Origin of the sequence: Anaeromyxobacter sp. Red801, from assembly GCF_049201065.2 — a bacterium.
Classification (GTDB): Bacteria; Myxococcota; Myxococcia; order Myxococcales; family Anaeromyxobacteraceae; genus Anaeromyxobacter.
Map to the genome: position 1 here is coordinate 1,343,341 of NZ_CM181236.1, position 24,807 is coordinate 1,368,147.

Annotated in this window: 26 protein-coding genes; 15 read left to right on the forward strand and 11 right to left on the reverse strand. The window is 71.9% G+C overall.

The features are described from left to right. Window positions 1-669: an NAD(P)H-binding protein gene (locus ACOQFB_RS06075; protein WP_421609987.1), complete on the reverse strand. Its 669-nt coding sequence runs from the start codon at window positions 667-669 to the stop codon at window positions 1-3. Window positions 670-915: 246 nt separating this feature from the next. On the opposite strand from ACOQFB_RS06075, the gene ACOQFB_RS06080 reads away from it, so the two are divergent. The 10 genes from ACOQFB_RS06080 (at window position 916) to ACOQFB_RS06125 (ending at window position 13,004) form a co-directional block, all read left to right on the forward strand. Beyond that, window positions 916-2,190, forward strand: coding sequence for an acetate/propionate family kinase (locus ACOQFB_RS06080; protein WP_421609986.1), 1,275 nt, complete (start codon window positions 916-918; stop codon window positions 2,188-2,190). A gap of 17 nt (window positions 2,191-2,207) precedes the next feature. Further along, on the forward strand, window positions 2,208-4,352 hold the full coding sequence (gene pta, locus ACOQFB_RS06085; protein WP_059436098.1) for a phosphate acetyltransferase: 2,145 nt from the start codon (window positions 2,208-2,210) through the stop codon (window positions 4,350-4,352). A gap of 138 nt (window positions 4,353-4,490) precedes the next feature. Beyond that, entirely contained in the window at window positions 4,491-4,970 is a 480-nt protein-coding gene (locus ACOQFB_RS06090; protein ID WP_059436130.1) for a cupin domain-containing protein, read from the forward strand. A 47-nt stretch (window positions 4,971-5,017) separates the two neighbouring features. Next, a complete protein-coding gene (locus tag ACOQFB_RS06095; protein WP_059436097.1) occupies window positions 5,018-5,629 on the forward strand; it encodes a histidine phosphatase family protein in 612 nt (203 codons plus the stop codon). A gap of 241 nt (window positions 5,630-5,870) precedes the next feature. Next, the gene (locus tag ACOQFB_RS06100) at window positions 5,871-7,034 is read left to right on the forward strand and encodes a TRAP transporter substrate-binding protein (protein ID WP_421609985.1); all 1,164 of its coding nucleotides are present in this window, start codon (window positions 5,871-5,873) and stop codon (window positions 7,032-7,034) included. Between the two features lie 9 nt (window positions 7,035-7,043). Further along, a complete protein-coding gene (locus tag ACOQFB_RS06105) occupies window positions 7,044-7,712 on the forward strand; it encodes a TRAP transporter small permease subunit (protein WP_059436095.1) in 669 nt (222 codons plus the stop codon). Beyond that, window positions 7,709-9,628, forward strand: coding sequence for a TRAP transporter large permease (locus ACOQFB_RS06110; protein ID WP_421609984.1), 1,920 nt, complete (start codon window positions 7,709-7,711; stop codon window positions 9,626-9,628). Before ACOQFB_RS06105 ends, ACOQFB_RS06110 begins: the two co-directional genes overlap by 4 nt. 231 nt (window positions 9,629-9,859) lie before the next feature. After that, complete coding sequence (locus tag ACOQFB_RS06115; RefSeq protein ID WP_494492504.1) at window positions 9,860-10,708, forward strand: hypothetical protein; 849 nt, start codon at window positions 9,860-9,862, stop codon at window positions 10,706-10,708. Next, window positions 10,705-11,391 carry a hypothetical protein gene (locus tag ACOQFB_RS06120; RefSeq protein WP_494492505.1) on the forward strand — a complete coding sequence of 229 codons (687 nt, stop codon included), beginning with the start codon at window positions 10,705-10,707 and terminating at the stop codon, window positions 11,389-11,391. The genes ACOQFB_RS06115 and ACOQFB_RS06120 overlap by 4 nt, the downstream gene beginning before the upstream one ends. 47 nt (window positions 11,392-11,438) lie before the next feature. Next, window positions 11,439-13,004 (forward strand): arylsulfatase, encoded by a 1,566-nt coding sequence (locus tag ACOQFB_RS06125; RefSeq protein WP_082100118.1) that lies wholly within the window; start codon window positions 11,439-11,441, stop codon window positions 13,002-13,004. Window positions 13,005-13,109: 105 nt separating this feature from the next. Here the strand turns inward: ACOQFB_RS06125 and ACOQFB_RS06130 are convergent, their stop codons facing one another. Continuing rightward, window positions 13,110-13,652 carry a zf-HC2 domain-containing protein gene (locus ACOQFB_RS06130; protein ID WP_494492506.1) on the reverse strand — a complete coding sequence of 181 codons (543 nt, stop codon included), beginning with the start codon at window positions 13,650-13,652 and terminating at the stop codon, window positions 13,110-13,112. Then, on the reverse strand, window positions 13,649-14,218 hold the full coding sequence (locus tag ACOQFB_RS06135) for an RNA polymerase sigma factor (protein ID WP_421609981.1): 570 nt from the start codon (window positions 14,216-14,218) through the stop codon (window positions 13,649-13,651). Before ACOQFB_RS06135 ends, ACOQFB_RS06130 begins: the two co-directional genes overlap by 4 nt. A 133-nt stretch (window positions 14,219-14,351) precedes the next feature. Between ACOQFB_RS06135 and ACOQFB_RS06140 the strand changes: the two genes are divergently transcribed. Next, window positions 14,352-15,098 (forward strand): oxygen-binding di-iron domain-containing protein, encoded by a 747-nt coding sequence (locus tag ACOQFB_RS06140; RefSeq protein WP_421609980.1) that lies wholly within the window; start codon window positions 14,352-14,354, stop codon window positions 15,096-15,098. Window positions 15,099-15,167: 69 nt separating this feature from the next. Here ACOQFB_RS06140 and ACOQFB_RS06145 read toward each other — a convergent pair whose 3' ends face one another. Together ACOQFB_RS06145 and ACOQFB_RS06150 are read right to left on the reverse strand one after the other, a co-directional pair. Next, entirely contained in the window at window positions 15,168-17,003 is a 1,836-nt protein-coding gene (locus tag ACOQFB_RS06145) for an AMP-dependent synthetase/ligase (protein WP_421609979.1), read from the reverse strand. Window positions 17,004-17,123: 120 nt separating this feature from the next. Further along, the gene (locus ACOQFB_RS06150; protein WP_421609978.1) at window positions 17,124-17,549 is read right to left on the reverse strand and encodes a VOC family protein; all 426 of its coding nucleotides are present in this window, start codon (window positions 17,547-17,549) and stop codon (window positions 17,124-17,126) included. 778 nt (window positions 17,550-18,327) lie between these two features. Between ACOQFB_RS06150 and ACOQFB_RS06155 the strand changes: the two genes are divergently transcribed. Continuing rightward, the gene (locus tag ACOQFB_RS06155; protein WP_059436085.1) at window positions 18,328-18,900 is read left to right on the forward strand and encodes an NADPH-dependent FMN reductase; all 573 of its coding nucleotides are present in this window, start codon (window positions 18,328-18,330) and stop codon (window positions 18,898-18,900) included. Between the two features lie 92 nt (window positions 18,901-18,992). Here ACOQFB_RS06155 and ACOQFB_RS06160 read toward each other — a convergent pair whose 3' ends face one another. Further along, window positions 18,993-19,403 (reverse strand): RidA family protein, encoded by a 411-nt coding sequence (locus tag ACOQFB_RS06160; RefSeq protein ID WP_059436084.1) that lies wholly within the window; start codon window positions 19,401-19,403, stop codon window positions 18,993-18,995. A gap of 117 nt (window positions 19,404-19,520) precedes the next feature. Between ACOQFB_RS06160 and ACOQFB_RS06165 the strand changes: the two genes are divergently transcribed. Beyond that, entirely contained in the window at window positions 19,521-20,147 is a 627-nt protein-coding gene (locus ACOQFB_RS06165; RefSeq protein WP_059436083.1) for a TetR/AcrR family transcriptional regulator, read from the forward strand. A gap of 52 nt (window positions 20,148-20,199) precedes the next feature. On the opposite strand, the gene infA is transcribed toward ACOQFB_RS06165, so the two are convergent. Next, window positions 20,200-20,418 (reverse strand): translation initiation factor IF-1, encoded by a 219-nt coding sequence (gene infA, locus ACOQFB_RS06170; protein ID WP_012634130.1) that lies wholly within the window; start codon window positions 20,416-20,418, stop codon window positions 20,200-20,202. Window positions 20,419-20,666: 248 nt separating this feature from the next. Beyond that, complete coding sequence (locus ACOQFB_RS06175; RefSeq protein WP_059436082.1) at window positions 20,667-20,945, reverse strand: hypothetical protein; 279 nt, start codon at window positions 20,943-20,945, stop codon at window positions 20,667-20,669. A gap of 355 nt (window positions 20,946-21,300) precedes the next feature. Here ACOQFB_RS06175 and ACOQFB_RS06180 point away from each other — a divergent pair, with 355 nt between their 5' ends. Together ACOQFB_RS06180 and ACOQFB_RS06185 are read left to right on the forward strand one after the other, a co-directional pair. Next, window positions 21,301-21,669: a hypothetical protein gene (locus ACOQFB_RS06180; RefSeq protein ID WP_059436081.1), complete on the forward strand. Its 369-nt coding sequence runs from the start codon at window positions 21,301-21,303 to the stop codon at window positions 21,667-21,669. After that, window positions 21,670-22,296, forward strand: a complete 627-nt coding sequence (locus ACOQFB_RS06185; protein ID WP_059436080.1) for a YdeI/OmpD-associated family protein — start codon at window positions 21,670-21,672, stop codon at window positions 22,294-22,296. A 165-nt stretch (window positions 22,297-22,461) separates the two neighbouring features. Here the strand turns inward: ACOQFB_RS06185 and ACOQFB_RS06190 are convergent, their stop codons facing one another. From ACOQFB_RS06190 to ACOQFB_RS06200, 3 genes are all read right to left on the reverse strand, one after another. Beyond that, complete coding sequence (locus tag ACOQFB_RS06190) at window positions 22,462-22,653, reverse strand: hypothetical protein (RefSeq protein ID WP_421609977.1); 192 nt, start codon at window positions 22,651-22,653, stop codon at window positions 22,462-22,464. After that, window positions 22,650-22,874 (reverse strand): AbrB/MazE/SpoVT family DNA-binding domain-containing protein, encoded by a 225-nt coding sequence (locus ACOQFB_RS06195; RefSeq protein WP_059436129.1) that lies wholly within the window; start codon window positions 22,872-22,874, stop codon window positions 22,650-22,652. Before ACOQFB_RS06195 ends, ACOQFB_RS06190 begins: the two co-directional genes overlap by 4 nt. Before the next feature lie 419 nt (window positions 22,875-23,293). Beyond that, window positions 23,294-24,415, reverse strand: coding sequence for an SIR2 family protein (locus tag ACOQFB_RS06200; protein ID WP_421609976.1), 1,122 nt, complete (start codon window positions 24,413-24,415; stop codon window positions 23,294-23,296). Window positions 24,416-24,807: the final 392 nt, after the last annotated feature.

Genomic DNA, 24,807 nt, shown 5'->3' on the forward strand with positions numbered 1-24,807 from the left:
TCAGCGCCCCAGCGCGTGCAGCCGCTCGCTCTCCACGACGCGGACGGGCTCCGCGGCGTCGTCGAGCGCGAGCCGGACGAGCGCGCGGGCGACGGCGTCGGCCGGGACCGGCGCGTGGCGGCGCTCCCGGCCCAGCACGGCGAACGCCGCGCGGGCGAGCGGGAGCGCGAGCCGCTCGCCGAGCCGGGGATCCTTCCGCGCGCCGCCGTCGTCGAGGAACGAGGGGCGGAGCACGGTGAGCTGCCGGTAGCCGAGGCGCGCCAGGGCCTCCTCGGCCTCGCCCTTGGTCCGCAGGTAGAAGCTCCTCGAGCGCGGGCTCGCGCCGACCGAGCTCACCAGCACGAACCGCTGCGCGCCCCTCGCCCGCGCGGCCTCGCCGAACGCGACCACCGCCTCGAGGTCCACCGCGCGGAACGCCTCCCGCGATCCGGCCTGCTTCATGGTCGTGCCGAGGCAGCAGACGGCGACGTCCACCGCCTCCGGCAGCGCCCGCCGGATCGCGGCCGGATCGCGGAGGTCCGCGATCCGGGAGGTGAGCCTGGCGTGCTCGACCGGCAGCGCGCGCCGCCCGACCGCGACCACGCGGCCGACGTCCTCGCGGGCGAGCAGGTGCCGGAGCGCGAGGGAGCCGACGAGGCCGGAGGCGCCGGCGATGGCGAGGGTCCGCATCGCCTACGGATAACCCGGCACGCCGCGCGCCGCGACGCGTCAGCGCGTGGCCGTGACGCCGATCAAGCGCGGGCGCGTCCGTGCGCGGAAATGCCGCGAGTGGCCCTTGCGCGCCGCGCGCCCCACATGAGACCGTGACCGCTCCGAGGCCATCGCGTCCGCGAGGCTTACGGCCCCAGCCCATGTCCCGTCCAGACTCCGTGCCCGTCGGCGCGACGGAGCCCTCGTCTCGTGGAGGTAGGTGGCGTGATCGTTCTGGTGCTGAACTGCGGAAGCTCGTCGGCGAAGTTCGCGGTGATCGACGCGGTGACCGGCCGTGAGCTGGTCTCCGGCGTCGCGCAGCGGGTCGGCTCGGCGCAGGCGACGCTCGACTTCAAGGTGGACGGCAGGAAGGAGTCGCGCCTGCTGCACGGGGCCGGGCACGAGCGCGCGCTGCGCGCCGTGGTCGAGCTCCTCGACGAGCTCGGGGTGGCGGGCGAGATCGCCGGCGTCGGCCACCGCGTCGTCCACGGCGGCGCCAAGTTCTCCGGCTCGATGCCCATCACGCCCGCCGTCGTCGCCAAGATCGAGGAGTGCATCCCGCTCGGCCCGCTCCACAACCCGGCCAACCTGCTCGGCATCCGCATCGCGCAGGAGCTGTTCCCGGCGCTGCCGCAGGTGGCGGTGTTCGACACCGCCTTCCACCAGACCATGCCGTCCCGCGCCTACCTGTACGCGGTGCCGTACGAGTGGTTCGCGAAGCACGAGGTGCGGCGGTACGGCTTCCACGGCACGAGCCACCGGTACGTCTCGCAGCAGGCGGTGAAGCAGCTCGGCCTCGACCCCGAGGACCACGCGGTGGTCACGGCGCACCTCGGGAACGGCTGCTCGCTCGCCGCCGTCCGCAACGGCGCCAGCATGGACACGACCATGGGGCTCACGCCGGTGGACGGCGTGGTGATGGGCACGCGCAGCGGCAACATCGACCCGTCGATCATCGCGCACATGAAGAAGGCGCTGCACTGCACCGCCGACCACGTGATGGACGAGCTGAACCGGAACTCCGGCCTGCTCGGCATCTCCGGCCTGTCGAACGACATGCGCACGCTGCAGGAGGCGGCCGCGAACGGGCACGAGCGCGCCGCGCTCGCCATCGACAAGTTCTGCTACTCGGTCGCGAAGGCCGCGGCGGGCATGTTCGTGTCGCTGGGGCGGGTGGACGCGCTCGTGTTCACCGGCGGGATCGGCGAGAACGCGGTGGACGTGCGGGCCCGCATCGTGGAGCTGCTCGGCTTCGCCGGCTTCGCGCTCGACGCCCACGCCAACGCGTTCCACGGCAAGGCGCTCCGGGGCCGGATCACCCGGACCACCAGCCCGATGGCGGCGGTGATCGCCACCAACGAGGAGCTCATGATCGCGATGGACACCGCCGAGATCGCGGGCGCCCATGCCCACGCCCACCCCCACGGCCACGCGGACGCGCCCCCGGATGCGGCCGCGGACGCGGAGCCGCCCGCCGCCGAGCGGCGCGCCTTCGCCTAGCCCGGGAGCGCACGCAGATGGCCCACGTCCTCCTCCTCGCGCCGGCCGGACGCCAGGTCGGCCTCACCACCGCCTGTCTGGGCCTGGTGCGCGCCCTGGATCGCCAGGGCGTGCGCGTCGCCTTCGCGAAGCCCATCGCCGCGCGCGGCGAGGACCGCGTCTCGGCGCTGGTCCGGCTCGGCTCCAGCCTGAGGCCGCCCGACCCGATCCCGCGCGCCGAGGCGGACGCGCTGCTCGCCGCCGGGGACGACCAGACGCTGATGGAGCGGGTGGTGGCGCTCTGCGCCGGCGCCGCGGAGGGCGCGGACGTCCTGGTGGTCGCCGGGATGTGGCCGGAGCCCGGGATGGTGCACTCGACGCGCGTCAACGCGCTGATGCTCAAGGCGCTCGACGCCGAGCTGGTCCTGGTCGGCTCGCCGCGCGGCGAGACGCCGGCGGAGCTGGCGGACGCGATGGCGATCGCGGCGCGCGGGCTCGGCGGGTTCGGCGACGGCGAGCCGGTGAGCTGCTTCCTGAACCGCGTCGCCCCCCGGGCGCCGGCCGCCCGCGTCGGCGAGTCGCGGCCCATCTGGCTGGAGGCGGGCGAGGAGGGCGAGCTCCCGGCGGCGGAGATCGACGCCTACCGCGCGGCGCTGGAGGCGGAGCGCCTCCGGCCCATCGCGGTGGTGCCCGCGAGCGGCGACCTCGCCGCCCCGCGCGTGAAGGACCTCGCCCAGGCGATCGGGGCGCGGGTGCTCCGCGCCGGCGACCAGGAGGGCCGGCGCATCCGGCACGTGGCGCTGTGCGCGATGGCGGTGCCGGGGTCGATCAAGACGTTCCGGCCCGGCACGCTCGTCATCACGCCGGGCGACCGGAGCGACATCCTGCTGGCCGCGGCGCTGGCGGTGCTGAACGGCGTCCCGCTGGCGGCGGTGCTGCTCACCGGCGGGGTCGAGCCCGAGCCCCACGTGTTCGAGATGTGCGACTCCGCGCTCCGCGCCGGGCTGCCGGTCCTCGCCGTCGACCAGGGCAGCTACGCCGCCGCGAACGCGGTGGCCGGCATGAACCTGCAGGTGCCCCCCGACGACCCGGTGCGCGTGGAGCGGGTGATGACGGCGGTGGCCGACCTCATCGACCCCGCCTGGCTGCGGTCCCGCGCCGCGACCACCCGCGTGCGGCGCCTCTCGCCGCCCGCGTTCCGGCAGCGGCTGGTGGAGGCGGCGCGCGCCGCGAACAAGCGGATCGTCCTGCCCGAGGGCGCCGAGCCGCGCACGGTGGCGGCGGCGGCCATCGCCCAGGAGCGCGGGATCGCGCGCTGCGTGCTGCTCGGCGACGCGGACGAGGTCCACGAGGTCGCGCGCCGGCAGGGGATCACGCTGCCGCCGTCGATCGAGATCGTCGATCCGGCCCGGGTCGCGCCCTGGTACGTGGCGCCGCTGGTCGAGCGCCGCGCGGCCAAGGGGATGACCGCGGCGCAGGCCGCCCAGGAGCTGGGCGACGCGGTGATGGTCGGCACCATGATGATGGCGCTCGACGAGGCCGACGGGCTCGTCTCCGGCGCGCTCCACACCACCGCCCACACCATCCGGCCCGCCCTGCAGATCGTGAAGACGGTGCCCGGCTGCAACCTGGTGTCGAGCGTGTTCTTCATGTGCCTGCCGGAGCAGGTGCTGGTGTTCGGCGACTGCGCCGTGAACCCGACGCCCACCGCCGAGCAGCTCGCCGACATCGCCGTCCAGAGCGCCGACTCGGCCGCCGCGTTCGGCATCGAGCCGCGCGTGGCGATGCTGTCCTACTCGACCGGCACGAGCGGCGCGGGCGAGGAGGTCGAGAAGGTGAAGCGCGCGACCGAGCTCGCGCGCGCGGCGCGGCCGGACCTCGCCATCGACGGGCCGCTGCAGTACGACGCGGCGGTCATGCCGGACGTGGCGCGGCAGAAGGCGCCGAGGTCGAGCGTGGCCGGCCGCGCGACGGTGTTCGTGTTCCCGGACCTCAACACCGGGAACGTCACCTACAAGGCCGTGCAGCGGAGCGCGAACGTGGTCAGCATCGGCCCGATGCTCCAGGGGCTCGCCCGGCCGGTGAACGACCTGAGCCGCGGGTGCCTGGTCGAGGACATCGTGTTCACCATCGCGCTCACGGCCATCCAGGCCCGGCAGCTGGCGGCGCGCCGGGCGCGCTGACGGGCCGGGACGCGCTCGCGGACGGATGCGCCGGCGTCCCGCCGAGGGCGCGCCGCGGCTCCCGCGGTCGAATCCGAGGCGGCCCGGGCCGCGGGCGCTATGCTCCGCGCCCGGCGTCCCGCCGCCAAGGAGCACCGCATGAGCCAGCCCGTGCCGCCCATCGCCATCGAGGCCGCCTCCGCCCCGTCGCGCCAGGGCGCCCAGCTCGTCCCCGAGCCGTTCGCGACGCGCCTCTCGCGGCGGGTCAAGCACGCCCTCGGGGATCCGTTCGGCCTGAGGGCGTTCGGGGTCAACCTCATGCGGCTGCCCGCGGGCGACACCTCGGCCATCCACCACCGCCACACCGTGCAGGACGAGTTCGTGTACGTCCTCGAGGGCCACCCGACGCTCGTCACCGACGACGGCGACGTGCAGCTCGCCCCCGGCATGTGCGCCGGCTTCCCCGCGAGCGGGCGGGCGCACCACCTGGAGAACCGCACCGAGCGCGACGTGGTGGTGCTCGAGGTGGGCGACCGCGCCGGCGGGGACCAGGTGATCTACCCGATGGACGACCTCATGCTCGTGCCCGGGCCCGACGGGCGGCGCCGGTTCGTGCACAAGGACGGGACGCCCTACTGACGGCCGGCGCCTGGCGGTCCGGGCGCGGCGAGGGTAGGGTCGGGCCGATGCCGCCCGAGCGCCACGTCCTCCTCGTCCGCCACGGCGAGACCGACTGGAACGCCGCCGGGCGCCTGCAGGGCCAGACCGACGTGCCGCTCAACGCGAACGGGCGGGCCCAGGCGCTCGCCCTCGCGGTCCGCCTCCGCGCCGAGGGCGTCCGCGCCATCGGGTCGAGCGACCTCTCCCGCGCGCGCGGCACGGCGGAGCTCGTGGGCGGGGCGCTGGGCCTGGAGGTCGCGCTCGTGGACGAGGACCTGCGCGAGCGCGGCTACGGCGCGTGGGAGGGGCTGACCCGCGGCGAGTGCGCGGCGCGCGACCCGGACGCGTGGGCGCGCCACCTCGCCGACCCCCGCACGCCGCCGCCGGGCGGCGAGACCACCGAGGCGCTCCTCGCGCGCGTGGTGCCGGCCATCCACCGGGCCGCCGAACGGCTCGCCACGCCCGCGCTGGTCGTGACGCATGGTGGAGTCATGCGGGCGTTCCTCTCCGCCGTGCTCGACGGCGGCCCGGCCGGCGGGGCGGTCGCGCCGCCCGTCGTCCCGAACGGCGGAGTCTGGCGGGTGCGCCTCGCCGGCGGCCGGGTGATCGGCGCCGCGGCGCTCGACCCGGACCGCTGACGACGCCTCGCAGCCCGCCGGAACACCCCGCGCCGGTGCGTGACGCGCCGCGGTGCCACACCCGTGGCCGCCGCTGCGAGGGGCCCGAACCTGGACCTCGCTCGCCCCGGGCGGTGCGGGATTGACGAATCGTCAATGACCGCCGCGCAGGATTCGGCGCGCTGTACCCGGACGAAGGATTGCCGGCTCCCCGGACAGCACAAAGAACCGCTGACCACCCCGATTTCCGGGAGGAGCGCGCATGAAGAAGACCACGAGCAGGCCCCAGGCGGACACCGCCCCGAAGGCTTCCCGCCGTTCGTTCCTGAAGAAGGCAGCCCTCGGCGCCGCGGGCGTGGCGGCGGGGGCGGCCGCGCCGACCATCCACGTCGCGCAGGCGCCCACCACGCTGCGCTTCCAGAGCACCTGGCCGCAGAAGGACATCTTCCACGAGTTCGCGCTCGACTACGCGAAGAAGGTCAACGAGATGTCCGGCGGACGCCTCAAGATCGAGGTGCTCGCGGCCGGCTCGGTGGTGAAGGCGTTCGACCTCCTCGACGCGGTCTCGAAGGGCACGCTCGACGGCGGCCACGGCGTGGTCGCCTACTGGTACGGCAAGAACACGGCGCTGGCGCTGTGGGGCTCCGGCCCCGCGTTCGGGATGGATCCGAACATGGTGCTCGCGTGGCACCACTACGGCGGGGGCCGGCAGCTCCTCGAGGAGATCTACAAGTCCCTCAACCTGGACGTCGTCTCGCTCATGTACGGGCCCATGCCGACCCAGCCGCTCGGCTGGTTCAAGCAGAAGCCCATCGCGAAGCCGGACGACATGAAGGGGCTCAAGTTCCGGACCGTCGGCCTCTCCATCGACATCTTCAACGGCCTGGGCGCGGCGGTGAACGCGCTCCCGGGCGCGGAGATCGTGCCGGCGATGGACCGGGGCCTCCTCGACGCCGCCGAGTTCAACAACGCCTCCTCGGACCGCGTGCTCGGGTTCCCGGACGTCTCGAAGATCTGCATGCTGCAGAGCTTCCACCAGTGCTCGGAGCAGTTCGAGATCCTGTTCAACGGCAAGCGCTTCCAGGCGCTGCCGGCCGACCTCAAGTCCATCATCTCGATCGCCGCGCAGGCCGCGTCCGCCGACATGAGCTGGAAGGCCATCGACCGCTACTCCACCGACTACTTCGAGATGCGGGACAAGCAGGGGGTGAAGTTCTACTCGACGCGCCCGGAGATCCTGAAGCGGCAGCTCGAGATCTGGGACCAGGTGATGGAGAAGCGCGCGGCCGAGAACCCCATGTTCAAGAAGGTGCTCGAGTCGCAGCGCAAGTTCGCGCAGCGCGCGGCGCGCTGGCAGAACGACACCAACGTGGACTTCAAGATGGCATACAACCACTTCTTCGGCGGGAAGAAGAAGCCCACGTAGGAGCGCCGCATGCAGCGCATCCTCCTCGCGGTGGACCGGCTCTCCACCGCCGTCGGCCAGGCCTTCGCCTGGCTCATCGTGGCGATCACCGGGCTCGTGACGTGGGAGGTCTTCTCGCGGAAGTTCCTCGACGCCCCGCACGCCTGGGCCTTCGACGCGCAGATCATGATGTACGGCGTCCTGTTCATGATGGCGGGCGCCTACACCCTCGCGAAGAGCGGCCACGTGCGGGGCGACGTGCTCTACGGCTTCTTCCCGCCGCGCGTGCAGGCCGGGCTCGACCTCGTCCTGTACGTGGCGTTCTTCGTCCCGGGCGTGCTGGCGATGGTGTACGCCGGGTGGACCTACGCCGCGGAGTCGTTCGCGATCCGCGAGCACTCCACCATCACGGTGGACGGGCCGCCGATCTACCCGTTCAAGGCGGCCATCCCGCTGGCGGGCGGGCTGCTCCTGCTCCAGGGCGTCGTCGAGATCGTCCGCTGCGCGGCCTGCCTCCGGACGGGCGAGTGGCCCTCGCGCACGCAGGACGTGGAGGAGGTGGACGTCGACAAGCTGAAGGAGCTGGTCCACGTGAAGGACGAGGACCTCGCCGCCCTCGACGCGCTGGTGGTCCGGCGCGAGGGCGGCGGCGCCGGGACCGAGCCGCCCGAGGCCGGCCGGAAGGACACGCGGCCATGAGGAAGGAGCTCTGGTCCGGCCTCGGCATGATGGCGGTGATCGTCGCGATCACCGCGTGGATCATGCCCGCCCCGTCGCAGATGACCACCGGCCACCTCGGGCTGCTCATGCTGTCGCTCGTGGTGGTCGCGATCATGCTGGGCTTCCCCACGGCGTTCACGCTGATGGGCATGGGCGTGATCTTCGCGTGGCTGGCGTACCGCTTCGACAACCCCGCCATCGCGACGCAGCAGACGCTCGACCTGATGGTGCAGCGGACCTACGCGGTGATGACGAACGACGTCCTCATCTCGATCCCGCTGTTCGTGTTCATGGGCTACCTGGTGGAGCGGGCCAACCTCATCGAGCGGCTGTTCAAGAGCCTCCACCTCGCCATGGCCTTCGTGCCGGGCTCGCTCGCCGTCGCCACGCTCGCCACCTGCGCGCTGTTCGCCACCGCCACCGGCATCGTCGGCGCGGTGGTGACGCTCATGGGCCTGCTCGCGTTCCCGGCGATGCTCCGCGCCGGCTACGACATCAAGCTCTCGGCGGGCGCGATCACCGCGGGCGGCTGCCTCGGCATCCTGATCCCGCCCTCGGTGATGCTCATCCTCTACGGCGCCACCGCGGGGGTCTCGGTGGTGCAGCTGTACGCGGGCGCGTTCTTCCCCGGCCTGCTGCTCGCCGGCCTGTACATCGCCTACGTGGTGCTGGTCGCGCGGCTCCGGCCCGCGCTCGCCCCGCCGGCCACGCCGGAGGAGCGGACGGTCACGCTGCCGGAGCCCTCGCGGATCCTGGCGGGCGGGCGGCGCCGCCTGGCCGTCCCGGCGCTGCTCGGGGCGCTGACCCGGCCGCCGCCGGGCGTCGGGCGCCGCTGGGCGGGGCGGCAGCTCGCGACCGCGCTCCTGCCGGCGGCCGCGCTGGCCGTCGGGATCGCGGCCGTGCACGGCGTCGTCACGGCCGAGCGCGTGGTGGACACCGGCGGCCTGGTCGAGGTGGGCGACGGCGAGGCGGCGCCCGAGGAGGCCTACCAGGGCGCGGAGCTCGCGCCGCTGGAGGACGACGGGGCGCCGGCGGAGGCGGGCGCCGAGCCCGTGCCGGTGGCAGGCCCGGAGGGCGCGGTGGAGGAGGTCCGCGAGGCCGGCGCGGAGGCGCCGGCGGTCGCCGCGCCGGCGGGAGGCAAGCCGGCCCCGCCGGCGTTCTGGATCGCGGTCGCGGCCGCGCTGGCTGCGCTCGCCGTGCACTACGGCATCTTCACGCTGGAGCGCCTCGAGATCCTGAAGATGCTGCTCACCAGCTTCTTCCCGCTGACCACGCTCATCCTCGCCGTGCTCGGGTCCATCGTCTTCGGCTGGGCCACGCCGACCGAGGCGGCCGCGCTCGGGGCCGCCGGCGCGATGGTGCTCACCGGCGCCTACCGGCAGTTCAGGTGGTCGGTGCTGAAGGAGTCGGTGTTCCTGACCGCGAAGACCACGGCGATGGTGTGCTGGCTGTTCGTGGGCTCGTCGATCTTCTCGGCGGCGTTCGCGCTGCTCGGCGGCCAGGGGCTCATCGAGCGCTGGGTGCTCGGGCTCGACCTCACGCCCATCCAGTTCATGGTGCTGGCGCAGGCGATCATCTTCCTGCTCGGGTGGCCGCTGGAGTGGACCGAGATCATCGTCATCTTCATGCCCATCTTCATCCCGCTGCTCGGGCACTTCGAGATCGACCCGCTCTTCTTCGGGCTGCTGGTCGCGCTCAACCTCCAGACCGCGTTCCTGTCGCCGCCGGTCGCCATGGCGGCGTTCTACCTGAAGGGCGTCGCGCCCCGGCACGTGACCCTGAACCAGATCTTCGCCGGGATGATGCCGTTCATGGCCATCCAGATCCTGGCGCTGGTGCTGCTCTACGTGTTCCCGCAGATCGGGCTCTGGCTGCCCCGTGTTCTCTACCGGTGAACCCATCCGGCTGAGGTGCGTTGCCGCACCGCCGGGGCGGACCCACGGTCGCACCCGGCACGCGCCTCGGGACGCCGGGATCGCGCGCGGCGATCACGCGGCCGGCCTACCTCGCGCCCATGGAGGGAGCCCCGAGGTCCAGACCTCGGGGTACGCGGCGGAGGTGCACGCTCTCGCCGTCGGCCCCGCACGTGCGTCCACCGTGCGGGCGCGACCACGACAGGGGGCGCCATGGGCAAGTCCAGCGAGAACGGGCGCGGGGGCCTGGGCCGCCGCACGCTGCTGAAGGGCACGGGGCTGGCGCTGGGAGGGATCGCCGCGGCCGGGTCGGGCGTCGCGCGCGCCGCGCAGCAATGCCTCGGCGTGGGCGACTGCTATCCGACCGCCGAGCGGCGCGACCGGTACAGCCTCTTCGAGCGGCTCGACACCATCAGCCCGTTCCGGCCGGTCGCGCCGGGCGAGATGCGGATCACGTTCATGGGCTCCGGGTTCCCGCCGGCCCGGCCGGCGCAGGAGATGATGAGCGTGTTCGTCCAGGTCGGCGAGGGGCCCGGGGGCACGAAGCCGGATCAGGTCGTCCTCGACTGCGGCAGCGGCGTCGCGGGGAACTACACCGCGATGAACGTCGGCTTCGCCCGGATGGACAAGGTCTTCGTGAACCACCTGCACGGCGACCACATGTCCGACCTCACCACGTTCTACTGCTTCGGGCCGGCCACCGACCGCAAGAAGCCGCTCTACGTGTGGGGCTCGAAGGCGTCGGGGGTCGAGAACCCGTGGTTCGACCCGGGGCGGCCCGAGGACCCCGTCACCAACCCGCGGCTCTACGAGGACGGCACCATCGAGTTCTGCAGGAACCTCCGCAAGGCGTGCCGCTGGCACACCGAGAGCTTCAGCTTCCTCTCCACCGCGGTCGAGGGCTGGCAGGACGAGACGCTGAAGTGGGTGCCTGCGTCGATCCCGCGCGAGAAGGTCGATCCCGGGACCCGGACGGCGACGGCTTCGCCCTGTACGCGATCGAGCTCGACTGGGAGGTCCCCGGCGTCGCCTACGACAACGCCGAGACCGGGATGCGGGTGACGCACTTCCCCGTCGTCCACGCGCGGAAGGGCTCGATGGGCTTCAAGGTCGAGTGGAACGGCCTGCGGATGATCTACACCAGCGACACGCGGCCGGAGACGATGTGCGTCGAGCAGGCCAGCGGCGGCGAGGGCGTGGACGTGTTCATCCACGAGATGGTGCCGCCGGCGGACGCCACCGTGCTGAGGTCGCTGCGGCTGCGGCAGGTGCCGGAGGAGGGCACCGAGCTCCGCGCGCAGTTCGACGAGACCGTCGCGATGGTCCAGACCGTCTACGAGAACTCGCACACGCCGCAGGGCGCGTTCGGCCACCTCGTCAGCCGGATCACGCCCCACCCGCGCCTCACCGTCGCTGCGCACTTCTCGGTGGGCGACGACACCATCGCCTGCGCCAAGCAGAGCATCCTGAACCACTGCGGGGACTGGATCCGCTGGCTGGGCCGGCAGCCGCTGCTCGGGGACGAGCGCGGCTACATGACGTGGGCCGCCGACCGTATGGTGCTGTCGGTGACGAGGCGCGGGATCAAGCAGCTCCGCGCCGACGTGAACGCGTACGCGCCGGCGCCGCTGTCGGCCGCGCAGGGCACGCCGCTCGCGCCGAAGTACCCGTCCCCGACCTCGGACATCGACACCACGCGCGTGATCCAGCCGGGCGAGGACACCTACTGCGCGAGCGGATACTAGCGCGAGCTCCCCCGCCGCACGTGGGGAGCCCGAGAGAGGAGCAGCACATGGCGAGCAAGAAGAAGCCGAACATCCTCGTCATCTGGGGGGACGACATCGGCTGGATGAACCCGAGCTGTTACCACCAGGGCATCATGGGCTACCGCACCCCCAACATCGACCGGATCGCGGCCGAGGGCGCGCGCTTCACCGACTGGTACGGCCAGCAGAGCTGCACCGCCGGCCGCGCCGCGTTCATCACCGGCCAGGCGCCCATCCGCACCGGTCTCACCAAGGTCGGCCTGCCCGGCGCCGTCATCGGCCTGCAGCCCGAGGATCCGACCATCGCCGAGCTGCTGAAGCCGCTCGGCTACGCCACCGGCCAGTTCGGGAAGAACCACCTCGGCGACCGCGACGAGTTCCTGCCGACGGTGCACGGCTTCGACGAGTTCTTCGGGAACCTGTACCACCTGAACGCCGAGGACGAGCCGGAGCACCCGGACTACCCGAAGGACCCGCGCTTCCGGAAGCGCTTCGGCCCGCGCGGCGTGCTGCACAGCTGGGCGAAGCCGGACGGCACGCAGACCGTCGAGGACACCGGGCCGCTCACCAAGAAGCGGATGGAGACGGTGGACGAGGAGTTCCTGGAGGCGAGCCTCGACTTCATCGAGCGCGCGCACGCCGGCAAGAAGCCGTTCTTCGTGTGGTGGAACTCCACCCGCATGCACATCAACACGTACCTGAAGAAGGAGTCGCAGGGCGCGACCGGGCTCGGGGTCTACCCGGACGGCATGGTCGAGCACGACGGGCACGTCGGGCAGCTGCTCGACAAGCTCGACGCGCTGGGGATCGCGGGCGACACCATCGTCGTGTACGGGACCGACAACGGCGCCGAGGTGATGAGCTGGCCCGACGGCGGGACCACCCCGTTCCGCGGCGAGAAGGACACCAACTGGGAGGGCGGCTGGCGGGTGCCGTGCGTGATCCGCTGGCCCGGCGTGATCAAGCCGGGGACCGTCGTCAACGACATCTGCGCGCACACCGACCTGCTGCCGACGCTGCTCGCCGCCGCCGGCGAGCCCGACATCGTCGAGAAGCTGAAGAAGGGCTACAAGGCGGGCGCGAAGACGTTCAAGGTCCACATCGACGGCTACAACCTGCTGCCGTTCTTCTCGGGCGAGGTCCGGGAGTCGCCGCGCAAGGCGTTCTTCTACTGGAGCGACGACGGCGACCTGCTGGCGCTGCGCATCAACAACTGGAAGCTCCACTTCATGGAGCAGCGCGCCCGCGGGATGAGCGTGTGGGCCGAGCCGTTCAGCCAGCTGCGCATCCCGATGCTCGTGAACCTGCGGAGCGATCCGATGGAGCGGGCGCGGGACGACGCCTCCATGTACTACGACAAGTGGCTCATGGATCACGCGTTCGTGCTGGTGCCGGCGCAGATCCTGGTCGCGAAGTTCCTCGAGACGTTCGAGGAGTTCCCGCCGCGGCAGCGCCCGGCCAGCTTCAGCATCGACCAGGCGCTCGAGAAGGCCCGCGAGCGCCAGCGGACGCTCGCGGCGAAGGCCAGCGCGGCCGTGGACGAGAGCGACGAGACCCTCGCGACCGGCGGGGTGGAGGCGACGGTGCACTGAGCCCGCGCGGCGCCTCCCGCCCGCGCGCCGCGGCGCGGTCCGCGGGACCGGCGGGGGGCGCTCAGCGGGGGGAGGCGGGGCCGGCCCAGGGCTCGTGGGCGAGCCCTACTCGCCCACCACCGACTCGCCGTCGTCGGCCACGCGGATCAGCCGGAAGGACACCCGCGTGGCGGAGCGCCGGCGCTCGCGCGCGGCGACCGAGAGCCAGACGAGCGTCCCGGTGGTCCGGTCGAGCGGCACGTCGTCCACGCGGACCGGCGGGTCGTCGCCGACGCTGGCCAGGAGATCGAACCGGTCCTCCTCGCCGGTGGCGAGGCCGCGCACGTCCAGCACGGCCGCCATGACCTCGTCCTCGGGCCAGACCGAGCAGGGGACGACCTGGCCGGCGGCGATGGCGTACCGGTGCACGCGGAGCCCGTCGCGCTCGAGGCGCGCGAGCACGCCCGCGGTGGTGGGTCCCGTCACCGCGCCGGACCGCGCCAGCGCGGCGACCCCACCCGCCAGGTCGGCCAGGCGAGCGGCCCGGGCGGTGCAGGCCTCGCACGCGAGCAGGTGCTCCTCGAGCACGTCCCGCTCCGCCGGCGGGAGGTCGCCGGCCCACCAGTCCGAGAGGTCGTCCCAGCTCGGGCAGCGAGGATCCGGGCTCATCCGGCGGCTTCCTCGAGGCCGAGGCAGGCGCGCAGGCGGCGCAGCGCGCGGTGGCGCAGCACGCGGACGTGGCCCTCGCTGAGCGCGTGGTCCCGCGAGATCGCCTGGGCGGGCTGCTCCGCGTAGAAGGTCGCGACCACGACGGCCCGCTCGCGGGCCGCGAGCGCCTCGAGGCAGCGCGCGAGGCGATCGCGCGGGAGCGGCTCGGCCGGCGGATCGTGCGGGGCGGGGAGGGGCTCGGCGGCGAGGAGGGCCTCGCGCCGGCGCTCGGTGCGGACGGCGCTCCCGGCGACCTGCCGGCAGGTCGAGAGCACGAAGGAGGCGAGGCGGTCCGGCTCGCGCACCGCGCCGGCGCGCAGGCGGGCGATCACCGCCACGAGCACGTCCTGCGCCAGGTCGGCCGCGGCGGCCTCGTCGCGCAGGTGGCGCAGCCCGTACAGGCGGATCCGCGGGCGGAAGCGCCGGCACAGCGCCTCCTCGGCCGCACGATCCCCGGAGGCGGCGCGCCGCGCCAGCGCTCCGTCCGACGCGTCGTCGGGCGCGCCCGCCGTCCCCGGCCAGCCCATGCACGAGCGCATAACGGCGGGCGGCCCGGCGCGCCCCGGCCGCCCCTTCCGAGGCGCGGTAACGGCGGGCCCGGCCGCGGCACCTCCGCGGTGAGGCGCCCGGCTCGCGGGCGCCCGAGGCGAGGACCCCCACATGCTGACGAACACCGGCTCAGGAACGCGCGTCGACGAGGTCGCCACCGGCACCTTCCGCATCTCCACCCCGATCCCGCCGGCGGCCATGCCGGGCGGCTTCAGCTTCAACCAGTACCTCGTCGTGGACGAGCAGCCGCTCCTGTTCCACACCGGGCCGCGGCGGCTGTTCCCGCTCGTCCGCGAGGCGGTCGCCGCGGTGATGCCGGTCGAGGGGCTCCGGTGGATCGCCTTCTCGCACTACGAGGCGGACGAGTGCGGGTCGCTCAACGAGTGGCTGGCGGCGGCGCCGCGGGCGGAGCCGCTGTGCGGCCAGATCGCCGCCATGGTCTCGATCTCCGACGTGGCGGACCGCGCGCCGAGGGCGCTCGCCGACGGGGAGGCGCTGCGCCTCGGCCGGCACGAGGTGACCTGGATCGACGCCCCGCACCTGCCGCACGGCTGGGAGTGCGGCTTCCTCTTCGACGGCAGCACCGGGACGCTGCTCTGCGGCGACCTGTTCACGCAGCCCGGCTGCGCGGAGGGGCCGGCCGTGACCACCGGGGACATCCTCGGGCCGAGCGAGGCGCTCCGCCGCGGGCTCGACTACTTCAGCGCCACGCGGAACGTCGCGCCGCTCATCGAGAAGCTCGCCGCGCGGCGGCCCACCACGCTCGCGTGCATGCACGGGCAGGCGTGGGAGGGCGACGGCGCCGCGCTCCTCCGGGCGCTCGGGGACGCGCTGGGCTCCTCGCCGGCGCAGCGCTGAGCGCCGGAGGTGGCGGACGCGAGGGCAAGGAATCTCGAGCGGCACTCAGGTCGGCCGGCGCCGCGGCGGTCAGTGCCGGCCGGCGGGAGACGCGACCCCCGGGCCGGCGCCGGTCTGCGGCGCCCCCGCGTACATCGCGTCGATCACGGCCCGGTACTTCTGCTCGACCGCGCGGCGCTTGACCTTGAGGGTGGGGGTCAGCTCGCCGCCGGCCTGCGTGAACTCCGCGGGCATGAGCGTGAACCGCTTGATCTGCTCGTACCCGGCGAGGCGCCGGTTGACGTGCTCGATGCGCTCCCGGTACAGGGCGACGATCTCCGGGCGCGCCACGAGCTCCTCGCGCGAGGCGAAGCCGATGCCGCGCTCGCGGGCGTGCTGCTCGAGCACGGGGAACGCCGGGACCACGAGGGCGCTCACGTAGTTGCGCCGGTCGCCGACCACGGCGACGTGCTCGACGTACGGCTCGCTGCCGAACATGGCCTCGATGTGCTGCGGGGCGATGTTCTTGCCGCCCGAGGTGATGATGAGGTCCTTGATGCGGTCGGTGATGTGCAGGAAGCCGTCGTCGTCGACGAACCCCACGTCGCCGGTCTTGAACCAGCCGTCCTCGAAGACCGCCGCCGTCTCGGCAGGCCTCCGGTAGTAGCCCTTCATGACGTTGCCGCCGCGGGCGAGGATCTCGCCGTCCTGCGCGATCCGGAGCTCGCAGCCCAGGATGGGACGGCCGACGGTGCCGAACTTGAACGCGCCGGGCGCGTTGCAGGTGAGCATCGGGGAGGTCTCGGTGAGCCCGTAGCCCTGGCAGATGAGCAGGCCGGCGGCGAAGAAGAACTCCTCGACCTCCTGCGAGAGGGGAGCGCCGCCGGCGGAGAAGAAGTTCTTCTCGCCGCCCACGACGTCGCGGATCTTCGAGAGCACCAGCGCGTCGGCCACGCGGTGGCGGAGCGCGAGCAGCGGCCCCGCGCGGCGCCGCTCCTTCCTGCGCTGGCCGTACTCCTTGCCGACCGCCATCGCCCACCGGAACAGCGCCCGCCTCGGCGCGGACGCCTTGCCGATGCGGTCGAGCACCGCGGCGCAGATCTTCTCGTACAGGCGGGGGACGCTCACCATCGCGGTCGGCCGGAGCTCGGGCATGCAGGCGATCACGTCCTTGGGATCCGCGAGGTAGTCGTTCTCCGCGCCGCTCCGGAACACGTAGTAGGACCAGAGCCGCTCGTACACGTGGCTCAGCGGGAGGAAGCAGATGCTCCGGTCCTGCGCGCCGACCTGGAACCGGTCGTCCACGGCCCGGAACTGGTGGAAGAAGTTGGCGTGCGTCAGCACGGCGCCCTTCGGATCGCCGGTCGTCCCCGAGGTGTAGATGATCGTGGCGACGTCGCCGGTCGCGGCGGACTCGAGCCGCCGCTCCAGCTCGGCGTCGCGCGGCGAGCCCGCGCCGTCGCGGACGAAGTCGTCGAAGTGCTGCGAGCGGTCGCCGGAGAGCCTCGTGGCGCGGTCGAACGCGATGACCCAGGGTGATGGTGCGCCGCCGGCCTGGAAGGCCATGACCTCGTCGTACTGGTCCTGGTCGCCCACGAAGACCAGCTTCAGCCCGGCGTCGCTCGCGATGTACTCCGCCTGCTCGGTGGTGTTCGTGGCGTAGATCGGGACCGACACCGCCTTCGCGGTCAGGATGCCGAAGTCCGCGATGGCCCACTCCGGCGCGTTCCGGGCGAAGAGCCCGACCCGATCGCCTTCCTGGACGCCGCGCTCGAGCAGCGCCTTCGCCACGGCCCGGATCCGCTCGCCCAGCTCGGCGTAGGTGATGGATCGCCAGACGCCGCCCTCCTTGTAGCGCATGGCGGCCTTCGGGCCGTGCGTGCGAACGCTCTCCCGGATCATGAACGCCAGGTGGTCCTTGCCCATGACGTGCCGATCGTACCGCGTCGAGGGCCCGCCGGACCGACGTCGGGCCGCGCCCTCCGGCCGCACACCTCCGTAGCGCCTCGTCCATCCGCCACCTCGGCGGCGGCAGGGCGATGGACGTCAGGGCCGCGCGCCCGCCGGCGATCGAGCGGGCTCGAAGAGCTCGATGGGATTCCCGTCGGGGTCCTCGATCTGGACCTGTCGGCCGCCGGGGCCCGTCTCCACGTCGTTGCGGAAGGGAACCCCCGCCGTCTTCAGCTCGGCGACGAACCCGGGGAGATCGTCCACCCTGAGCACCACCCGGTTCCAGCCGCCCGGCTCCTGCGGCCGCCCATCGGGCATCGGGCGGGACCCGGAGGCGCCGGGACCGCTGAGCAGGAGGCTCACCTCACCCAGCGAGACGTTGGCGAAGGCGGGCAGCAGCTGCTGCTGCAGCTCGAACCCGAGCTGCCGCGTGTAGAACGCCACCGCGCGGGCGACGTCCTTCACCTGGTAACGGACGCCGTGAACGTTCCGGACGAAGGACCTCGGGCCAGCCTGGACCATGCGCGCCTCCCTTGCTCGCCAGGATCTCTGATGCCGCTGCGCGCCTCGCGCCACCCCGTTCCGGGCGCCGCCGTCGCGGCACCTCCGAGATCAGGGTTCGGTCAGGACTTGCACGGGGCCCCCGCCCTAGGTTCTCGCCCGTTGCGCCGGCGTGCGCACGAGGAGGGCGGGCATGCACCTGCACCTGACCGACACGATGAGCGCGGGCGAGGTCCTCGACCACCCGGTCCGCGCGAGGCCGCGCACGCGGAGCGGATGCGTCGCCGCGAAGGCGAGCGCCAGCGGACCTCCCTCGGAGAAACCGACCAGCACCGCGCCCGGCGATCGCACCGCGGCGAGGACGGCCTCGAGGTCCTCGACCCTCTGGGCAGCTGCGGCAGCACCTTCACGATCCCCCGGGCGAAGCGCGCGGCGCTCACCGCCCGCTGGAGCGACGCGTCGGCGACGATCGCGTCCGGCCGGAGCTCTCGCAGCAGCTCCTCCTTTCGGCCGACGCGATGACGGTTCCGGACGAGGTAGGCGAGCACCGATCCGCGTCCCGCGGCCGTCTCGCCCATGTGGCCGACCGCTCACCTGGCGGCCCGCCTGCACCCGGGCGCGAGACACGAAGAGTGAACGTGGGGCGCCCCCACCGAGCCGGCAGGCACGCACCGACCGTGCGCCAGGTCTCGGTTACCTTCCCGGCCGGCCGGAGCGGCAGGAGCCGGGGCGCTCGACGACGACCATCAGCCCGCAGCCGTGAAGGGAAACGACGTCGTTCACGCAGGGTGGAGCGCACATGACCAGTTACAAGGTCGGATACTTCGTCGGCAGCCTCTCGTCCACCTCCATCAACCGCATGCTCGCGAAGGCGCTGGTCCGCCTGGCGCCGCCAGAGCTGAAGTTCGAGGAGATCCCGATCAAGGACCTGCCGCTGTACAGCCAGGACCACGACGCCGACTACCCGCCGGTGGCACGGGCCTTCAAGAAGGCCATCGCCGAGTGCGACGCGCTGCTCTTCGTGACGCCCGAGTACAACCGGTCGATCCCCGGTGGCCTGAAGAACGCGATCGACTGGGCGAGCCGTCCCTGGGGGCAGAACTCCTTCGCGCGGAAGCCGTCCGGCGTGATCGGCACCTCACCCGGAGCGATCGGCACCGCCGTGGCGCAGAGCCACCTGCGCGGCGTGTTGTGCTTCTGCAACTCGCCGCTCATGAACAACATGGAGGCGTACATCCAGTTCAGGCCCGGCATGATCACGCCCGAGGGACAGGTGACGGAGGAGAGCACCGAGGCGTTCCTGCGAAATTACCTGAACGAGCTGCACGCCTTCATCGTGCGCGTGCTGACCGTGCTGCCGCGCGACGTCTGACGGCACGCCGGGCGGCCGGACGGGGCGGGTCCCGGGTGCGACCTCCGCCGCCGCGAATGGCACGGCGGCGGAGGGACGCGCCCGAGCCGGGCTCAGCTCGGCAGCCTGACCGTCAGCTCCAGCTCCACCTGCAGGTCGGGCCCGGCGAGCGCCGCGACGCCCACGCCGGTGATGCACGGCTTCGCGCCGTCGAACAGCTCGAGCAGCGGCGGGAAGACGGCGTGGAGCCGCTCGGGCGTGAGGTCCGTCACGAAGCAGCGGGCCATGACGATGTCGTGCGGGGTCGCGCCGAGGGCGTCGAGCGCGGCCCGGGCGTTGGCGGCCGCGATGCGGGTCTGCTCGACGAGGTCGGCGGGCGGTGCCTCGCCGCCCGGTCGCCACGCCACCTGGCCCGAGACGTAGGCCATGCGGGCGCCGGGCTCGACCACGGAGATCTGCGAGTAACCCATCGCCCCGGCGTCGGGCAGGGTGGGCGGGTTCAGGCGGGTGATGGGAGCGGTCATGAGGTCACGAGTCCTGTAGAGTAGTGGGAGACGCTGCGGAGTCTTTAGGAGGACTCTACATATGTAGAGACTCCGCCGCTGTCAACGCGCCCCGCACGAAGGACCCGAGAGACGCCCATGGGCAAAGCCGAACGGAAGAAGGCAGGCGCGGCGCACACGCCCAAGGACGCCGCCAGGGCGGACCGACCCGATCGCCGCGCCGTCATCCTCGAGGCCGTGCTGGAGCTGCTCGCGACGCAGGGGCTCGAGGGCGTGACCCATCGCGCGGTGGACGAGGCCGCCGGCCTGCCCCAGGGGTCGACGACCTACTACTTCCCGAAGAAGAGCGCGCTGCTCGTCGCGGCCGCCGACCACCTGGCGGCGCTGCTGGAGAAGGAATGCGACGAGCTGCAGGTCGGGTTCGCCGAGCGCGCCGCGCGGCAGGGGCTGGACGCCGCCATCGCGTACGTGGCCGACGAGCTCGTGGCCTACGCCGACGACACGCGCCACCTGTTCCTTGCGCGCGTCGAGCTGACCATGGCCGCGGCGCGGCGCGAGGACCTGGCCGGCGTCGGCGAGCGCCTCACCGCCGCGGCGCGCCGGCCCATCGCGTTCTTCGTGAAGCTGATCTCGCACGGGCGGGCGGACGCGCCCATCGAGACCTGCGCGGGCCTCATCGACGGCATCACGCTCATGTACGCCATCGGCCAGGGACCCAAGCCGACGACCGAGCAGGTCTCGTCCGTGCTGCGCGCGGTGCTGTAGGGGCCGGGGCTTCTCGGCCCCGTCGCAGCGGGACCGCGGAGGGGCGGCCGCGCTACTTGTCGCGGTACGTGATCCGTCCGCGCGTCAGGTCGTACGGGGACAGCTCCACCTTCACGCGATCGCCGGTGATGATGCGGATGTGGAACCGCTTCATCTTGCCCGACGGGTACGCCAGGACGACGGGGCCCTGGTCGAGCTTCACGCGATACATGCCGCCGCTCGACTCCTCGACGCGCCCCTGAACCTCGATGCCTGCTTCCTTCTCGCTCAAACGCTCTCCAGTTCGTGATCCCGCAGCGTAAAAGAAACCCGCCTCGCGGCGGGCGCTCCGGGGGTGTGGCGGCGCCCGGGGCCCGAGCTGGGCCGCTGGCGCTGGTCGGGCACTCATATAGCCCAACGTGCAACAGGATGGCCACTCGCGATCGACCGTGCGAGCCACCGCCCCGCCTCCCGCTCCCGGAGGGACGGGATCTGCTGCATGGACTACATGAGCCTACATGCTGCGTGCCGCCGCGGGCGCTACTTCTCGTCCGGAACGACCTCGAACCAGAACTTCTTGTGCGTCAGCTCGGGAGCTTCCCGGGTGACCTCGTTCGTGTCGTTCTTCATCGCCTTCAGCACCGCGTGGAGCTGCTCGGTCGGCAGGTGCTCCTGCAGGAAGATGAGGGCCTGCTTCTCGTCCTTCCACCCGTGATCTCGCGGGTAGTGCTCCATCAAGAACTCTCGCAGGTCCACCACCTTCAGCTTGCGGCGCTCGACGGTGGTCCACTCCTTCGTCAGTCCGAGCTGGATCTTCATGCTTCGCTCCTATCGTTGAACGGGCGCGACTTCCAGCGCCTCGCGCTGCGAGGGGAACAGGCGAGGCCATCTTGCCACGTGGCCGCCCGTTCGCGCCGGGTACGTGACGGGAGCGCTGGCGAAAGGAGGCGCCCAGCTGGCCACGCAGGAGGTCGCCCCGTCGTCCGGAACGCCTCCAGGCGCGCGTAAGCGCGCGAGATCAGTGGACAGAGGCGATGCGCGTGACGAAGGCCCTGGGCCGACAAGATGTCGCGTCCGCTCGGGCAGCGCGGGGCCTGCCCGAAGACGGACGATTTCGCTGAGAGCGGATAGGATGCAGCCCGCTTCACCGTCACATCAGCGGAGGGGACGAGACGTGTCAAAGCCGAAGAAGCTGCTCCTGGGCGCCGTGACGCTGTGGCCACTGGCGTACATGTTCACGTTCCTGGTGACGGTGCTCGGAATGATCGCGATGGGCCCCGGTGGCCCCCGCGGATCCGGCGGTGGCTTCCCGGCGTGGATCGCGGCGCTCTTCGTCGTTCACATCGCCACGATGCTGCTGACGATCGGCCTGACGATCTTCTACGGCATCCACGCGTACCGCTCGACGCGCGTCCCCGAGAGCCGCCGCGTCCTGTGGGTCCTTCTCAACATCCTCGGCTCCTTCGTCGCGCAGCTCTTCTACTGGTACCTGTTCGTCTGGCGCGAGCCCGAACCCCAGGCAGCCACGCTGCCGAGGGCGTAGATGCAGAGCTCGAAGGGCGGCGACCCGATCCTCGAGCTGCGCGGCGTGGCCGCGTGGAATGCATGGCTCCGCGAGAACCACGATCGGTCTGCCGGCGTCCTCCTCCGCATCCCGAAGAAGGGGGCGAGCGACACGACGCTCACGTACGCGGCAGCGCTCGAGGCCGCACTGGCCTGGGGGTGGATCGACGGGCAGAAGCGAGCGCTGGACGGCACCGCGTGGCTGCAGCGCTTCACGCGCCGCACCCGGCGGAGCCCGTGGTCCAAGATCAACCGCGCCAAGGCCGAGGCGCTGATCGCGAGCGGCCGGATGGAGGAGCCGGGGCTCGCCGAGGTCGACCGCGCCAGGCGCGACGGGCGATGGGAACGCGCCTACGACGGCGCGAAGACCTCGACGGTCCCCGACGATCTCGCCGAGGCGCTCGCCGGCAATCCGCGTGCTCGGGCGTTCTTCGAGACCCTCGACGGCGCGAATCGCTACGCGATCCTCTACCGGGTCACGACGGCCAAGCTCCCGGAGACCCGGGCGAAGCGGATCGCCACCTTCGTGGCGATGTGCGCGGCGCACCAGACGTTGCATCCGGCCAAGACGAAGGCGGCGAAAGCGAAGTCCAAGACCTCGCGCTGATCAGGTACGTGAGGCGTTGCGAGTCGAGGCCGCGCTCCGAGAGCCCGGGCATCCGCCGCGTTCAATGGTGCGCTCGGACCAGGGCCTGCCAGTACGTGCGTCTCACGGGCTGCTCGCCTCGCAGCGCCGGCGCGCCGAGTCCCCCCACAACCTGTGACCGACGCACTAAGCCCCGCCGAATCCAGCGGCGAAGAGGTCCTCGTGCGCGAGCTCACCGCCCGCAGAGGCACGCGGCATCGCGACGGCGGACTCGAGCAAGCCGACGTCGCGAATACCTGCGGCCCCACCGTACGTCGCGAGCTGCTCCTCATGGATGAGCAACACGTCATCCACATCGAGGAAGAGGGGATCGCTCACTTCGCGAGCTTCCGGAGCGTCGCATCGTGAGCCGCCATCGCTCGATGCGTCGCTGCCTTCACCTTCGCTCGCCTCGCGCTCCGGACCGGCTCGATGATGAGCCGCTCGCCATCCGTGCGCATGTCGAGCTCGGTCTCGCGGTCGATGTCCAGGAGCTCGAGGATGGGCTTCTCGATCACGATGCCGAGGCTGTTGCCGATGGCCGAGAGCTTCTTCCGCATGACGGTCACTCCGTTCTTACGAACGTATAACTGCGCGACCGACCACGGGCAACTCCGACCCGATCTCGTCTCGGCTCCAGAGCCGAGGCCCGGGTAGGTCCCGCTTGTGGGCGCTGGGTAGGTTGCCCTGGGGCCGAAGTTAAAAGCACCTGCAGAACGGGGGCTTGCGATGTCGTCAAGCGGGGCCTCGGGAATCGAATTCCGGTCCTTGGGCGCTCGATGGGCTCTCCGAGGGCCCATCTCGGGACATCGTGGGCGCTCGCGATGGCCCATGAGCGCCCATCGAGAGCCCATTTCGCCCACAAGTTGTGGGCGCGCTATCCGAATGATCGTGACGGATGGAGCGCAGCCCGGTGCCTCCTCCTGCGCTCCCGGGCCCGAGCATCGAGTCGATGCTCGCGGCCGTGTGGCCGCGACGTTCAGGCTGTCCGATCATCAACTTCGAGCAGGCGTTCCACGTCCGGTATGCTAGCGCTGAACCCCTTGTTGACGGTCTCGAGTCGATGTCGAACGCCTACGCCAAGCGCGCGGCCGAGCTTCTGACCGGGCGCGGGATCGGGATTCACCACAACGATACGGCGGATGCGTGCATCTCCCGCCAAACCCAGGGCAAGGAGATACTGAAAGTACATGTCCGTTTCTGGGAACGAGTACCCGATGAACACGATGTATCGCGCTTCTGAGAGTTCGCGCGCGGCGTGTTGCCAGACATTCCGAAGTAACTGATTGTCCGACTTGTTCCATGTCGGCGGGACCACGACTGGAGCCCCGCCGACGACCTCGCCGCAGTCGTGCCGGAATTCGCCGAGTTTGTCGAAGACGTCGAGCATTACCGTTCTGTCTGGTTCGTCGTAGAACAGTTGCCAGCTACGGTTCTGAAAGAACGCGCTCAGGTTCCAAGGCGTCACTCTCTGACACTTGCGGCACATGCCCCAGTTCAGCGAACCGTGCAGTTTGAGCAGTTTGATCGAGCCTTGCGCGTGCGTCTCTTCAGACAGCCAGTACGCTGGCGGCATCCCCCCTACAAACAGCGCGTAGTCGAGAGCGAGGTCGTAGTTCAACGTGATGACCGCGGGGACTCCCTTGGGCCCGCGGGTTGCGGGCCGGTGGATCTTCGTGACGGGGCTCCTGATGCGCCGCAACAACGATACGAAGGTCTCGTACGATGCGGGTGCTTGGACGCGCGTCTTCGGAGCCGGGAATCGTACGGTCTGGGTGAGGGTCCTCGAAATCACACGGGCCATCGCGGGAGCGGCCTTGGCGATCTCGTCCGGGTCGGTCTGACTTCCAAGGCGACCCACCATTGCGCCCATTTCGAAGGCACTGAAGACCGTCTCCAAGTTTGTCGTATCGAGAGCGAGCTGCGCGTGAACGCTCTTGAACGCAGAAATCCCTTTGAACACTCGCTCGAAGCTCTCGTCGTCCCCACCGCGCTCATTTGTGCGCCAGAGGTCTTCGGCAACGTCCAAGAAGTTCGTCATCATGGGCGCGCCGGACTCGACGGACGCACCAGCCCCCAGCACGAATACGACCTCGGCCATGCTCGTACTCTATTCGGAGGGACAGACACTCACGCCGACCGGGCGCGCGCAGGCCGGGGAGGCGGACGATCAGTGTGAGGCCGCCCGTCCGTACCAGGCGACTCGATGGCCCATAAGAGCCCATCGAGAGTCCATTCCGCCCACAAGTTGTGGGCAAGGCGGTGCCCCTCCAGAACGCGGGCCAGGGCTCCGTGTACCGTGCCGCTGGGCCCGAGCGCACCAGAGCGCCCTCGAGCGCGCATCCTCGCCCGCAGCACGCCCGCATCCGTAGAACGCAGTAACGCTCAGCATTGTGCACGAGTGCGCCACGGGTGAGCACAAGTGATCACCGCGGCGACCCCAAGCAAACCCAAGCAGAGCAGTACAGTAGGCGACGGCTCGTGGCGGCCGCC

What these genes read in the sequence shown, in the direction of transcription:
- ACOQFB_RS06075 (WP_421609987.1), bottom strand. Translation starts at nt 669, where the DNA reads ATGCGGACCCTCGCCATCGCCGGCGCCTCCGGCCTCGTCGGCTCCCTC.
- pta (WP_059436098.1), top strand. Translation starts at nt 2,208, where the DNA reads ATGGCCCACGTCCTCCTCCTCGCGCCGGCCGGACGCCAGGTCGGCCTC.
- ACOQFB_RS06090 (WP_059436130.1), top strand. Translation starts at nt 4,491, where the DNA reads ATGAGCCAGCCCGTGCCGCCCATCGCCATCGAGGCCGCCTCCGCCCCG.
- ACOQFB_RS06095 (WP_059436097.1), top strand. Translation starts at nt 5,018, where the DNA reads ATGCCGCCCGAGCGCCACGTCCTCCTCGTCCGCCACGGCGAGACCGAC.
- ACOQFB_RS06100 (WP_421609985.1), top strand. Translation starts at nt 5,871, where the DNA reads ATGAAGAAGACCACGAGCAGGCCCCAGGCGGACACCGCCCCGAAGGCT.
- ACOQFB_RS06105 (WP_059436095.1), top strand. Translation starts at nt 7,044, where the DNA reads ATGCAGCGCATCCTCCTCGCGGTGGACCGGCTCTCCACCGCCGTCGGC.
- ACOQFB_RS06110 (WP_421609984.1), top strand. Translation starts at nt 7,709, where the DNA reads ATGAGGAAGGAGCTCTGGTCCGGCCTCGGCATGATGGCGGTGATCGTC.
- ACOQFB_RS06115 (WP_494492504.1), top strand. Translation starts at nt 9,860, where the DNA reads ATGGGCAAGTCCAGCGAGAACGGGCGCGGGGGCCTGGGCCGCCGCACG.
- ACOQFB_RS06125 (WP_082100118.1), top strand. Translation starts at nt 11,439, where the DNA reads ATGGCGAGCAAGAAGAAGCCGAACATCCTCGTCATCTGGGGGGACGAC.
- ACOQFB_RS06130 (WP_494492506.1), bottom strand. Translation starts at nt 13,652, where the DNA reads ATGAGCCCGGATCCTCGCTGCCCGAGCTGGGACGACCTCTCGGACTGG.
- ACOQFB_RS06135 (WP_421609981.1), bottom strand. Translation starts at nt 14,218, where the DNA reads ATGGGCTGGCCGGGGACGGCGGGCGCGCCCGACGACGCGTCGGACGGA.
- ACOQFB_RS06140 (WP_421609980.1), top strand. Translation starts at nt 14,352, where the DNA reads ATGCTGACGAACACCGGCTCAGGAACGCGCGTCGACGAGGTCGCCACC.
- ACOQFB_RS06145 (WP_421609979.1), bottom strand. Translation starts at nt 17,003, where the DNA reads ATGGGCAAGGACCACCTGGCGTTCATGATCCGGGAGAGCGTTCGCACG.
- ACOQFB_RS06150 (WP_421609978.1), bottom strand. Translation starts at nt 17,549, where the DNA reads ATGGTCCAGGCTGGCCCGAGGTCCTTCGTCCGGAACGTTCACGGCGTC.
- ACOQFB_RS06155 (WP_059436085.1), top strand. Translation starts at nt 18,328, where the DNA reads ATGACCAGTTACAAGGTCGGATACTTCGTCGGCAGCCTCTCGTCCACC.
- ACOQFB_RS06160 (WP_059436084.1), bottom strand. Translation starts at nt 19,403, where the DNA reads ATGACCGCTCCCATCACCCGCCTGAACCCGCCCACCCTGCCCGACGCC.
- ACOQFB_RS06165 (WP_059436083.1), top strand. Translation starts at nt 19,521, where the DNA reads ATGGGCAAAGCCGAACGGAAGAAGGCAGGCGCGGCGCACACGCCCAAG.
- ACOQFB_RS06175 (WP_059436082.1), bottom strand. Translation starts at nt 20,945, where the DNA reads ATGAAGATCCAGCTCGGACTGACGAAGGAGTGGACCACCGTCGAGCGC.
- ACOQFB_RS06185 (WP_059436080.1), top strand. Translation starts at nt 21,670, where the DNA reads ATGCAGAGCTCGAAGGGCGGCGACCCGATCCTCGAGCTGCGCGGCGTG.
- ACOQFB_RS06195 (WP_059436129.1), bottom strand. Translation starts at nt 22,874, where the DNA reads ATGCGGAAGAAGCTCTCGGCCATCGGCAACAGCCTCGGCATCGTGATC.
- ACOQFB_RS06200 (WP_421609976.1), bottom strand. Translation starts at nt 24,415, where the DNA reads ATGGCCGAGGTCGTATTCGTGCTGGGGGCTGGTGCGTCCGTCGAGTCC.